This is a genomic window from Proteus sp. STS61-E (assembly GCF_040932335.1).
Classification (GTDB): domain Bacteria; phylum Pseudomonadota; class Gammaproteobacteria; order Enterobacterales; family Enterobacteriaceae; genus Proteus; species Proteus mirabilis_B.
Window position 1 is genome coordinate 31,602 of sequence record NZ_JBFQGE010000001.1, and the last position, 13,507, is coordinate 45,108.

At 38.9% G+C, this 13,507-nt stretch carries 8 protein-coding genes; 7 read left to right on the top strand and 1 reads right to left on the bottom strand.

Annotated features, from left to right (window positions below):
- Nucleotides 1-370: 370 nt before the first annotated feature.
- Nucleotides 371-1,843 carry a membrane-bound lytic murein transglycosylase MltF gene (mltF, locus tag AB4J89_RS00195; RefSeq protein ID WP_088495042.1) on the bottom strand — a complete coding sequence of 491 codons (1,473 nt, stop codon included), beginning with the start codon at nt 1,841-1,843 and terminating at the stop codon, nt 371-373.
- 264 nt (nt 1,844-2,107) lie between these two features.
- On the opposite strand from mltF, the gene purL reads away from it, so the two are divergent.
- From purL to AB4J89_RS00230, 7 genes are all read left to right on the top strand, one after another.
- Nucleotides 2,108-5,998, top strand: a complete 3,891-nt coding sequence (gene purL / locus AB4J89_RS00200) for a phosphoribosylformylglycinamidine synthase (protein ID WP_368467702.1) — start codon at nt 2,108-2,110, stop codon at nt 5,996-5,998.
- A gap of 691 nt (nt 5,999-6,689) precedes the next feature.
- A complete protein-coding gene (locus tag AB4J89_RS00205; protein ID WP_075670452.1) occupies nt 6,690-8,138 on the top strand; it encodes a HAMP domain-containing sensor histidine kinase in 1,449 nt (482 codons plus the stop codon).
- Entirely contained in the window at nt 8,138-9,184 is a 1,047-nt protein-coding gene (gene qseG, locus AB4J89_RS00210; protein WP_368467704.1) for a two-component system QseEF-associated lipoprotein QseG, read from the top strand. The genes AB4J89_RS00205 and qseG overlap by 1 nt, the downstream gene beginning before the upstream one ends.
- Nucleotides 9,185-9,195: 11 nt before the next feature.
- Nucleotides 9,196-10,533 carry a two-component system response regulator GlrR gene (gene glrR, locus AB4J89_RS00215; RefSeq protein WP_023581612.1) on the top strand — a complete coding sequence of 446 codons (1,338 nt, stop codon included), beginning with the start codon at nt 9,196-9,198 and terminating at the stop codon, nt 10,531-10,533.
- Between the two features lie 73 nt (nt 10,534-10,606).
- Nucleotides 10,607-12,223 carry an NAD+ synthase gene (locus tag AB4J89_RS00220; protein ID WP_088495045.1) on the top strand — a complete coding sequence of 539 codons (1,617 nt, stop codon included), beginning with the start codon at nt 10,607-10,609 and terminating at the stop codon, nt 12,221-12,223.
- 15 nt (nt 12,224-12,238) lie between these two features.
- Nucleotides 12,239-12,577, top strand: a complete 339-nt coding sequence (gene glnB, locus AB4J89_RS00225; protein WP_023581614.1) for a nitrogen regulatory protein P-II — start codon at nt 12,239-12,241, stop codon at nt 12,575-12,577.
- Nucleotides 12,578-12,851: 274 nt separating this feature from the next.
- Nucleotides 12,852-13,499 carry a hypothetical protein gene (locus AB4J89_RS00230; RefSeq protein ID WP_194950873.1) on the top strand — a complete coding sequence of 216 codons (648 nt, stop codon included), beginning with the start codon at nt 12,852-12,854 and terminating at the stop codon, nt 13,497-13,499.
- Nucleotides 13,500-13,507: the final 8 nt, after the last annotated feature.

Genomic DNA, 13,507 nt, shown 5'->3' on the forward strand with positions numbered 1-13,507 from the left:
AGTTTCTCCAAAAATAATAATCATAAAATGAATAATAACTAATGAGATAATTCCTACGTATTTAAGTTAATTTTTTCTTATATTTCGCTTATTCTGATAGTCTTAAAATGACTGATTGGATCATTTTAAATACGATTTACTCATTAGCTGAGTGTTTTAACTAATGAGTGTTACATTTTTTAACACATGTGTTTTTCCTATTTTGGGTAAAAAATGGGATGAAAAAATGTAACAATTTTTAATATTAAGAAAATATTAATTTAGGGATTGCTTTTAATGGTTGGAATGATTTTTGAATAGTAGAAGGGAAATAAATAAGCCTCTGTAAAAGAGGCTATGTTGTTTAATAGACTGTTTTTAATTACAAAAATTATTGATAAGCCATATCTTGAGTTAATGACAATGATGATCTTTCTTGTTCTTCATCGTTATCACTCTCTTTATCTTTAGATAATATTTTATTTTTGCTCTCTTTGGCTTGAAGGTAACCGACAAGGCTGAGCTGATATCGTCGAATGTTTTCAACGTAACGATAAGCCTCATGACCTCTGGCATAGCCGTAAGGGAGGTCAGCATAATATTTCTTTTGGCTAAGTAGAGGTAATCTTGATTTTACATCTAGCCAACTATTAGGATCGGCATTTTGTTGCTCAGTAAGCCTTCTGGCATCAAGCATATGACCAAATCCCATATTATATGCTGCTAATGCAAACCAAATTCTTTCATCTTCAGGGATAGAATCGGGTAAACGCGAAAGAAGATGTTTAAGATATTGCGCTCCCCCTCGAACACTTTCTTCAGGATCAAGCCTGTCAGTAACGCCCATACTTGATGCAGTAGGGCGAGTCAACATCATCAATCCTCTAACACCCGTTGGTGATGTAGCATGAGGGTCCCAATGTGATTCTTGCCATGCCATCGCTGCCAATAATCGCCAATCGAAGGTATCTGCATACTTTTCAAAAAGAGGTTGATAGTTTGGCAAGATAGAATCTATTGCAGTAATAAAAGAGATAGTATCGAAGTAATCAAACGAACCTACATGGCCAAAATATTTTTCTTCAAGTCTTGCTAATACATCTTCTTGAGATAATTGATTAAAGTAATCGAGCATTGCTGCATATAAGCTATTATCTTCACCATCTGGCAGATACCATGTTAGTGGTCGGCTTTCAGTAACTTCAAAACCCACAGCAACATTAGGATGAATGCGCTGTTGTACAGCAACACTGATTGAGTCTGCTAATACATAGGTTATTTTACCTTCCGATAAGGCTTCTAGTAGTTGTGAGGTTGTCTGATTATCTGATTCTTCCCATTCAAGCTCGGGATATTGCGTCTCTTTTAGTGTTCGCAATAAGCTTGCATGAGCAGAGCCAGCAGTAACAACAAGACGCCCATCTAACGCATCAAAGCTACGTGGTCTTAATGTCCCTTTACGATAAATAAGCTGTTGAGAAACTGAAAAGTAAGCAGGGCCACTGCGTGTCGTTTCTAATCTCTCTTTATTGTAAAGTAATCCGGCAGCGATAAAGTCAGCTTTATTATTCTCCAAATCATCAAACATTTGGTTGATATTTGTCCGCATATTAACGACAAGTTTCACGCCTAGGTAATCTGCAAAGCGTTTCACTAATTCATAATCGAAACCTACGGGGTCCTTTTTATCGTTCATCGTTATCAATGGTGAAGGTATCGTACTAATTCTTAACTCACCACGAGATAAAATCTTATTTATCTGCGCTTTTTGCCTATCTGGCCATGTAATATTCAACGCGATAATAGCCGCTGAAAAGAGCGCTATGATAACGATAACGAAATAGTTTATCCTTATATTATTCAATAGGTTGGTTCTCGTTAACGTTGTTTATTGTTGTGTGTAAAATTGTCATTTTAACATGGATAAATTTCCAGTAATCGAGCATTTTGCTTAACATATTGGCAAGACGCAACTTGATTACACCAATTAATCATTAAAACACTCTAAGTTAAATGCCGTTATTTTGTTCACGCAAACGGTTTCGTCTGAGCGGTTATTCTATTATACTAGGCGCGTTTCCCCTGAATGATTGATCAGGCTAGCTGCTAAAAGAGAGAACTCAATACTATGGAAATCCTGCGTGGCTCCCCCGCTTTATCCGCGTTTCGTATTAATAAATTACTCACTCTATGTCAGGAAAGTGATCTTCCTGTACAAGGTATATACGCAGAATTTGTCCATTTCGCGAAAGTGGAAGGGCAGTTATCTGAAGATGATCAAATTAAATTACGTCAACTGCTGCATTATGGGCCTTCATTAACAGAACATGAGCCTGTTGGGGAAATGCGAGTTGTTACGCCTCGTCCGGGAACAATTTCATCTTGGTCTTCTAAAGCGACAGATATTGCTCATAACTGTGGTTTAGCCAAGGTTGTTAGAATTGAACGTGGTATCGCTTACTTTATTGAGTGCGGTACGATGACAGACACTCAGTGGCAACAACTTTATGGTTTTATTCATGATCGAATGATGGAAACCATCTTCTTAAATTATCAAGATGTAAATGCACTTTTTGCTGAGCAAACGCCAACACCACTAAAAACTATTGATGTGCTTACAAAAGGCAAAGATGCATTAGTAAAAGCGAATATCGAAATGGGGTTAGCACTTGCAGACGATGAAGTTGATTACTTAGTCGATGCGTTTAGCCGCTTACAACGTAATCCAACAGATGTTGAGCTTTACATGTTTGCACAAGCTAACTCTGAACACTGTCGCCACAAAATATTTAATGCTGATTGGATTATTGATGGTAAGGCTCAAGATAAATCATTATTTAAAATGATTAAAAATACGTTTGAGCAAACACCTGATTATGTCATGTCAGCTTATAAAGATAATGCAGCAGTAATGGAAGGCTCTGTGGCGGGGCGTTTTTATCCTGATACAGAAAAGGGACATTATCACTATCATCAAGAGCCTGTACATATCTTGATGAAAGTAGAAACACACAACCATCCAACGGCTATTTCACCTTGGCCGGGAGCAGCAACAGGTTCTGGTGGTGAAATTCGAGATGAAGGTGCAACTGGACGTGGTGCAAAACCTAAAGCAGGTCTAGTTGGATTTTCAGTTTCTAACCTACGTATTCCCGGATTTGAGCAGCCTTGGGAAGAAGATTTTGGTAAGCCAGAGCGCATTGTTAATGCATTAGACATCATGACTGAAGGTCCATTAGGTGGTGCAGCATTTAATAATGAGTTCGGTCGCCCTGCATTACTAGGCTATTTCAGAACCTATGAAGAACAAGTTAATAGCCACAATGGTGTTGAAATTCGCGGTTACCATAAACCCATTATGCTAGCAGGTGGTATTGGTAATATTCGTGAAGATCACGTACAAAAAGGTGAAATCACAGTTGGTGCTAAGTTGATTGTACTTGGCGGACCTTCAATGAATATCGGTCTTGGTGGTGGTGCTGCTTCTTCTATGACATCCGGTCAATCAGATGCGGATTTAGATTTTGCCTCTGTTCAGCGTGATAACCCAGAAATGGAACGCCGTTGCCAAGAAGTTATCGACCGCTGTTGGCAATTAGGTGACGATAACCCGATCTTATTTATTCATGACGTTGGTGCTGGTGGTCTTTCTAATGCAATGCCTGAATTAGTCAATGATGGCGGTCGTGGTGGTCGTTTTGAACTACGTGATGTTCTTAATGATGAACCGGGTATGAGCCCACTTGAGATCTGGTGTAATGAGTCTCAAGAACGTTATGTGCTAGCGGTATCGCCAGAAAAAATGCCTCTATTTGATGCGTTATGTCAGCGTGAAAGAGCGCCTTATGCCGTGATTGGTGAAGCAACGCAAGAGCGTGAATTAGTATTAAACGATACACACTTTGATAATAAACCGATTGATATGCCATTAGACATATTATTAGGTAAAGCACCTAAAATGTTGCGTGATGTAAAATCGCTGAAAACAGAAGGTGAGTATCTCTCTCGTAAAGATATTGATTTAAAAGATGCCGTTTATCGTGTTCTTCATTTACCTGCCGTTGCTGAAAAAACCTTCTTAATTACTATTGGTGACCGTACTGTAACGGGTATGGTTGCGCGTGATCAGATGGTTGGCCCTTGGCAAATTCCTGTTGCTAACTGTGCTGTTACCACAGCAACATTAGATAGCTATTATGGCGAAGCGATGTCTATTGGTGAACGAGCACCTATCGCATTGTTAGATTTTGCAGCATCTGCACGTATGGCTGTCGGCGAAGCCTTAACAAATATGGCAGGTTGTGATGTAGAAGCACTTAATCGTATTAAGCTTTCCGCTAACTGGATGTCAGCAGCAGGTCATCCTGGTGAAGATGCGGGTTTATATGACGCAGTGAAAGCCATTGGTGAAGAGTTATGCCCAGAATTAGGCATTACTATTCCTGTGGGTAAAGATTCGATGTCAATGAAGACGCGCTGGCAAGATAAAGATGGGAAAACCAAAGAGGTTACTTCTCCGTTGTCTTTAGTTATTACGGCATTCTCTCGTGTTGAAGATGTGCGTAAAACAGTGACACCTGAATTATCAACACAAGCAGGAAATCGCTTGTATTTGATTGATTTGGGCAATGGTCATAACGCATTAGGTGCAACGGCACTAGCACAAGTTTATCGTCAATTAGGCCAAAAAGCGGCAGATCTTCGTGATGTTGAGCAATTGAAGCAGTTCTTCAATGTGATGCAACAATTAGTCAATGATGGCAAATTATTGGCTTATCACGATCGTTCTGATGGTGGATTATTTGTCACACTCGCTGAAATGGCATTTACAGGCCATTGTGGCTTACATGTCGATATCAGTGCTTATGATGAAGATATTCTAGCGGGACTTTTTAATGAAGAGCTAGGCGGTGTGATCCAAATTAGTGCTGAACATCAAGAGGTTGTAGAAGCATTATTTGCTGAATATGGCTTATCGGATTGTTTACACTATTTAGGTCAAGCAACAGAAAATGATGCCATTATTATCCAAAGCCGTGAAACCGAAGTTTACAATGAAAAGCGTAGCACATTGCGTCTTTGGTGGGCAGAAACAACATGGCAAATGCAACGCTTACGTGATAATCCAGAGTGTGCAGATGAAGAGCATCAGGCAAAACAAGATCTCAACGATCCGGGTTTAAATGTGCATTTAACCTTTGATCCCAATGAAGATATTGCAGCCCCTTATATTGCAACAGGAAGTCGCCCTCGAATTGCAGTATTAAGAGAGCAAGGTGTTAACTCTCATGTTGAAATGGCGGCGGCTTTTGATAGAGCTGGTTTTGATGCTATCGACGTTCATATGAGTGATTTGCATTCTGCACGACGTTCACTAAGTGATTTTGATGTGCTGGTGGCGTGTGGCGGATTTTCTTACGGTGACGTATTAGGTGCCGGCGAAGGCTGGGCGAAGTCTATTTTATTTAATTCTCGTTTACGTGATGAGTTTGCTCAATTCTTTGAGCGCCAAGATACTTTATCTCTTGGTGTCTGTAATGGTTGCCAAATGATGTCAACATTATCAGAGCTTATTCCAGGTGCAGATTTATGGCCTCGTTTTGTGCGCAACCGCTCTGAACGTTTTGAAGCGCGCTTTAGTTTAGTGAAAGTGACAGAGAGCCCATCATTGTTGTTACAAGGTATGGTGGGTTCACAAATGCCTATCGCTGTTTCTCATGGTGAAGGTTTTGCTGAATTCCGTAATACTGAGCAATTAGCACAATTAGAAGCTCAAAATTTAGTGGGATTACGTTTTGTGGATCACCACGGTAATCCAACAGAACAATATCCATTAAATCCTAATGGCTCTGTAAAAGGGATCACAGCCGTCACTACAAAAGATGGTCGTTCAACCATTATGATGCCTCATCCAGAACGCGTGTTTAGAACTGTTAGTAATTCTTGGCATCCAGATAACTGGGGTGAAGACAGCCCTTGGATGCGTTTATTCCGCAATGCAAGAAAACAATTTGATTAATCAAATGTAAAACTATCTTAGTGATAAATACATAAAGCCTCTACATTGCTAGAGGCTTTATTTTATTGATAATAAAAGGATTATTTTTTGTTGTGTAAAAACGACGACACTCACTGTTTTTAATGTCTCTTTTTGGCGACATTTAATTTATTGAAATATAAGTAATTATTAAATTTAGAGTAACTCTGTCTGGATATGGAGACAGCTTGGTTGTTTTATAACTAGATAAAAAAGAGTTATAAATGAAATATTAGAGGTGTGTTTTTATTTTTAGTTGTTTTTCAATTGGTTATATTTATTTTTTAAAAGTTGGCACGGCTTGTGCATTATATAAATCAGTTGCTCATTCAACTTTTTATGTCGGTCCACAATATGGGTGGGAACATACCACATAAGCCAGGAATGACGCCAGAGTAAGGTGCCTACCGTCCAACATCATGATACTCGTCTTCGGACCTTATCAAACACAGGGCGACACGTGGAGTGAGGCACCACCTTCATTCTCTTTTAGAGAAAAAAGAGATGAAATATTGACGAGCGGAATATCTCAATAAGATATTCCGCTCTCCCACTTCTAGAGCCTGTCAAATTTCCTCGTTTGTGTTTGTTCTCTATGCCTGATTTTCCCCATGTCGGACTTTTTTCTTGTTATCAAGTCATGTAGCATCGCATTACTCTAATAGGTGTTGAGATGATTTCATTGAAAAAATGGCGTATTTTTCCTCGTTCTTTAAGACAGCTCGTGATAATGGCATTTTGGATGGTGCTATTACCTTTACTTGTACTTGCTTATCAGGCCTATCAAAGTCTTGATCAACTAAGTAATCAGGCGGCTATTACTAATAAAAATGCACTTGCAGATACTGAACGCAGTGAAGTGATGCGAAATCTAGCGATTGAAATGGAAGGAAACTATCGTCGGTATTGTGTTTTACGGGATAAAACCGATGATGATATGTATCAGCAACGCTACCAGCAATACACCAAACTCTTCTCGACATTACAACAAACCATTATTCCTCTTTCTGCCTCTAAAGAAGCGAATGTGCTTAATACCTCTCTTGAAAAACTAAAATCCATTCAATGCGAAAGCAGCGAACCCACAAAAGAGATGCAACAAGCCCTAGAACAGTTCTCTTATGCCAATAACCGTATTGTTGTATTAACTAAAGAGATTATTTTTAGCCGTGGCGAACAACTTCAGATGGCAATCGCTGAGAAAGGGCGCTATTTCGGCTGGCAAAGTCTTATCGTTTTTGTTTTCAGCTTGATCCTCATTGCGCTATTTACTCGAATGATTATCGGCCCAGTTAAAGGGATCGAAAAGATGATCAATCGATTAGGCGAAGGTCGAACACTCAGTAATAATCTAGATACTTTTCAAGGGCCAAGAGAGTTACGTTCATTAGCACAACGTATTATTTGGTTAAGTGAGCGTTTAGCATGGCTTGAATCACAACGACATGAATTTTTGCGTCATATTTCTCATGAGTTGAAAACACCGTTAGCCAGTATGCGAGAAGGTACGGAATTATTAGCTGATGAAGTTGCGGGTCCTTTAACTCTAGATCAAAAAGAAGTCGTTTCAATTCTCGATAATAGCAGCAAGCAGTTACAGTTATTAATTGAACAACTACTTGATTACAATCGTAAACTTTCTGAAGTTCCTCAACAAATCGAAGAAATTAACTTGACTCAATTAGTGAATGATGTGGTATTAGCCCACAGTTTACCTGCGAGAGCTAAAGATATTAAAACGATAATTTCACTTAATCTAACCACTTGTCGAGCAGAGGCAACATTATTATCACGAGTTATCGACAATCTCTACTCGAATGCGGTGCACTATGGTGCTGAATCAGGTAATATCTGGATCTCTAGTTATCAAGTTGAACAGAAAATAGTTATTGATATAGCCAATAAAGGAACACCTATCCCTGAATCTGAACAAAAAATGATTTTTGAACCCTTTTTCCAAGGATCTTTGCTACGCAAAGGGGCTGTAAAAGGGAGTGGTTTAGGTTTAAGTATTGCTCATGACTGTATCAAGAGAATGGAAGGTGAATTAAGTGTTGTTCCTTCTGACTATGCCGATGTCTGTTTTCGTATTGAATTACCGCTACTTTCTGAGATTAAATAATGCAAATCAGGTCACAAAAACAAGCATCTCCTCACCATGAGTATAAAAAAATAAATAAGAAGATGCTTGGTATTGAATTGTTATCTATGGCCCCTGCATCGACTAGAAAAATCGCATTAAATTGGAAACAGTGTTTCTTGTTTATTATGTTCCCACTGGTTCTTTCAGGGTGTACACCAAAGTCGCTAACTGAGGCACAAGAGCCAGAGCCAGAAATCCCCGTTGTTAAACAAAAAACGATTGATTATCGCTGGGCTGAATGTAAAACATTGAGCTCATTTTATGATGAAGGCATCAATAACGCGCTTTATTGGTTACGTGCCATTGAATGTACAAACCGCATAATGACGACAGAAGCACAACGCCAAGCAAACAGTGTTGTTGTTACTGGATGGGATGATGCATTTTATAAAAGTATTTTATTAGAGCGTGCGGGAATGACGATTGCCGATCGTCGCACACAATTAGTGTTATTAGAAAGCTATAAATTACAATTTCCGAGTTCTATGCGAGTTCTATTATCGACATGGATTGAGAACCAAACGCTTATTCTCTCTTTAGCGGAAGAAAAGAATCGTTATCGTCGTTTAACCACTGAAACAGATAATAGAATTGATGCGCTAAGAAAAGAGAATAATGCGTTACAGCATGAACTAAGTGTCACATTGAAAAAGCTTGAAAGCCTTACCCAAATTGAACGGCAGTTATCGAATAGAAAACAGAGTGGTTCTGTTGATTCGCTATCCCAAAATGAAGATTTAGCGGAAAGTGCAACAACAGCATCTACGGAAACAGAAAAAGTGAATGCAGAGAAACCTGTTACCGAAAAAACAACTGTTGAAAAACCAGTTGAAAAACCAGCTGAAAAACCCGTTTCGACGCAATCGATAACAGAGAAGCCAAAGGGTGAGGAAAAACAACCTTCTGCAACAGCGGTTAAACCAGAGCCTTCAAAACCAGAATCTACGAAACCTGAGGCGGTAAAACCAGAGCCAGTCAAAACTGACACACAAGACTCAAAACCGACTGAAGCAGGATCTAAATAAGGAGAATGTGCATGGCTGGCCATAAATCAGCAAATCTTTTACTTGTCGATGACGATCCTGGGTTATTAAAGTTACTTGGTATGCGATTAACAAGTGAGGGTTTTCATATCTTCACCGCTGAAAGTGGACAAGAAGCACTAAAACTTCTCTTAAAAGAAAAAATAGACCTTGTTATCAGCGATCTCCGAATGGATGAAATGGATGGGATGGCGTTGTTTGCTGAGATACAACGCCAACAACCTGGCATGCCGGTGATCATTCTTACGGCTCATGGCTCTATTCCTGATGCCGTAGCTGCAACACAGCAAGGTGTATTTAGCTTCTTAACTAAACCCGTTGATAGAGATGCACTTTATAAAGCGATTGATGAAGCGCTGGAACTTGTCACTATTGTTTCAGATGAAGAGTGGTCAAAAGATATCGTGACACGTAGCCCGCAAATGCTACGTTTATTAGAGCAAGCAAAGCTAGTTGCTCAATCTGATGTCAGTGTGCTTATTAATGGTCAAAGCGGTACGGGTAAAGAAGTTCTTGCTCAAGCCATTCATCGCGCAAGCCCTAGAGCGAAAAAACCTTTTATTGCCATTAACTGTGGTGCCTTACCTGAGCAACTTTTAGAATCTGAACTATTTGGTCATGCGAAAGGTGCTTTTACAGGAGCAGTGAGTAGTCGTGAAGGATTATTTCAGGCAGCCGAAGGTGGCACTCTATTTTTAGATGAAATTGGCGACATGCCAATGGCATTGCAAGTTAAATTATTACGTGTTTTACAAGAGCGAAAAGTTCGCCCATTAGGCAGTAATCGCGATATTGATATTGATGTACGTATCCTTTCTGCAACGCATCGTGATTTACCTAAAGCGATGGAACGTAATGAATTTCGTGAAGATCTGTTCTATCGTTTAAATGTGGTTAATTTACGTATTCCGACATTAAGTGAGAGAGCTGAAGATATTCCTATTCTTGCTAATCACTTATTGAGAGAGTCAGCTAAACGCCACAAACCTTTTGTCCGAAGCTTTTCAACCGATGCGATGAAATGCTTAATGACAGCAAGTTGGCCGGGTAATGTGCGTCAATTAGTTAACGTTATTGAGCAATGTGTTGCATTAACAACAGCCCCCGTGATTAGTGAAGCGCTTGTAACACAGGCCTTACAAGGTGAAAATACGGCGCTGCCCACATTTGCAGAAGCAAGAGGTCATTTTGAAATGACCTATTTGAGAAAGCTTTTGCAAATGACAAAAGGCAATGTGACTCAAGCTGCACGTATGGCTGGGCGCAATCGAACTGAGTTTTATAAATTGTTATCTCGTCATGAGCTAGATGCGAATGATTTTAAAGAATAACCTTTTCAGATAACGAATATATTTTTAAACTAACTTTCCTTTTATGCGGAAGATAGCGGAGAGACTAATTTTTATGAGTCGTAAACTAAAACTCGCCATGGCTCAACTTAATTGGGTTGTTGGTGATATTGAAGGTAACTGCGAACGCATGTTATCTACCGTTAAAGCACAAGAAGATGCCGATCTGGTCATGTTTTCTGAGCTGGCTTTATGCGGTTACTCTCCTGAAGATCTGCTATTTCGTCCTGATTTCCAACAGCGTTGTGAAACACAACTTACGCGTTTAGAACAAGCAAGCAAAAAAATAGCGATTGTTGTTGGTCATCCTTGGTGGCAAAACGGCAAAATTTATAACGCACTTTCATTTTTCTATAAAGGTGAATTACAAGCGCGTTATTTCAAACAGCAATTACCTAATTATGGTGTGTTTGATGAGAAGCGTTATTTCCAACAAGGAAATGAGCGTTGTGTGGTTCCGTTTAAAGGTTATCACCTAGGTTTGTTAATTTGTGAAGATATCTGGATCAATGAACCGATTGATGCATTAAAACAAGCGGGTGCTGATCTCGTTCTATCTATTAATGCTTCACCTTATAATCGCGAAAAACCGCATGTTCGTACACAGCTAATTAAAGAACATTGCCAAAGAACACACCTTCCAGTGATCTATCTTAACCAAATTGGTGGTCAGGATGAGTTGGTATTTGATGGGTGTTCAAAAGTATTTGATGAACGAGGTGCTATTACACATCGTTTAGCTGCATTTGATGAACAGACTGCTATTGTTGAATTCGACGAATTAAACATTATTCCAATGGCAGATCCTGCTCCGGAACTTTCACCTTTAGCGCAAGTCTATCAAGCGTTGGTGCTTGCAACGCGTGATTATGTCACTAAGAACGGTTTTAAAGGGGCTATTCTAGGGTTATCTGGTGGTATTGACTCTGGATTAACCGTTGCTATCGCAGCTGATGCTTTAGGCAAAGAGAGTGTTCAGGCTGTTATGATGCCATTTCGTTATACTTCAGAAATGAGTATTCATGACGCTAAAGAGCAAGCAGATTTATTAGGTGTTGAGTTTGATACGGTTTCTATTGAACCCATGTTTGATGCTTTTATGGCGCAGCTTGCACCTATGTTTAAAGATACTGCCGCAGATACTACTGAGGAAAATCTACAAGCACGTTGTCGCGCTGTTATTTTAATGGCAATGTCGAATAAACGCCGTCGTTTAGTATTAACTACAAGCAATAAAAGTGAATCAGCTGTGGGTTATTCCACATTGTATGGTGATATGGCTGGTGGTTTTGATGTACTAAAAGATGTACCTAAAACATTAGTATTCGAGCTTTCCAAATATCGTAATACACTTTCACCAGCTATTCCTCAGCGTGTTATTGATAGACCACCATCAGCAGAACTTGCACCGGGACAAACAGACCAAGATAATCTGCCTCCTTATGATATTTTGGATGCCATTCTTGAAGGCTATGTTGAGCAAGATAAATCTGTATCTGATTTAGTTGCGGCTGGATTTGATGAAGCGACTGTCCGTAAAGTGATAAAATTAGTCGATATTAATGAATACAAGCGACGTCAAGCCCCTGTTGGGCCACGTATTACAAGTCGTAATTTTGGTAAAGATCGCAGATACCCAATTACAAGCGGTTTTGGTCGCCACAACTGGTAATAGCAGGATAATACGATGAAAAAAATTGAAGCGATAATTAAGCCGTTTAAATTAGATGATGTAAGAGAAGCACTCGGCGAAGTGGGTATCACGGGAATGACCGTAACAGAAGTGAAAGGTTTTGGTCGCCAAAAAGGGCATACTGAGCTTTACCGCGGTGCTGAATACATGGTCGATTTTTTACCTAAAGTGAAGATTGAAATTGTTGTCTCTGATGAAATTGTTGAAACTTGTGTAGATACAATTATGACAACGGCACAAACAGGTAAAATTGGTGATGGTAAGATTTTTGTCTTCGATGTGAGTCGTGTTATTCGTATTCGTACTGGCGAACAAGACGAAGAGGCTATTTAGTTAAGCTATATAGTAATTAAACTTAAGCCAAATATTTATATTATTTATTTTTATTAAAGCCCGATATTTTTAATCAAAATATCGGGCTTTTTCTTTTTCTTGCGCATAATTCATTTTTTAATGTTTTGCCTATAATGCTATTTATATCTTATGCAAGTCTATTGAAGATACTGAACAATTTATTTTACTATTTTTTATGAACTTTAAGGCACAAAATGTTATTCAATAACTTTTAAGGAAAGTTATTATCATCATATTAAAAAATTATTAAGGTATGGGCAAAATAGTGTTTAATTATTTATTAAAGCGTCTCGCTTTATTTTTATGTGCAGCAGTGTTAATCGCTATCACAACGGGATTTATTTTTCTTGATATTTTAGTTCTTGATAATGGTATTTCTGAAACGTCAGTAACTGAATTAGGACAAGAAATCATCGTCGCCATTATTTGCTTATTCTTTTTTATTAAAGCATGCCAGAACAGTGAACAACGGGGAGCGTTCACGCTTATTATGGGCTTTTTCTTGTGTATTTTAATTCGTGAGTTAGATGGTGTTTTTGATCAGATTGCACACGGATCTTGGGTTTGGTTTGCTCTAACGGTGACATTTATTTGTATTGCTATTGCAATTAGAGAAGGTAAAAGAACGTTAAAAGGCTTAATTCACTTCATTACTCACCCAAGCCATGGGATGTTAGTTGCTGGTTTATTATGTATTTTATTGTTCTCTCGTCTATTTGGCATGGGAATACTTTGGCATAAATTATTGGGTGAGGATTATAACCGCGCCGTTAAAAATATGGTGGAAGAGGGCAGTGAGTTATTTGGTTATACGCTCTGTTTAATTAGTGTTATTTGGTATGGTTTTTCTGCCAAAGATCATGTTATTCCCGCTGCGATTGAAAATAAATATCGACCATAAAAAGGTAG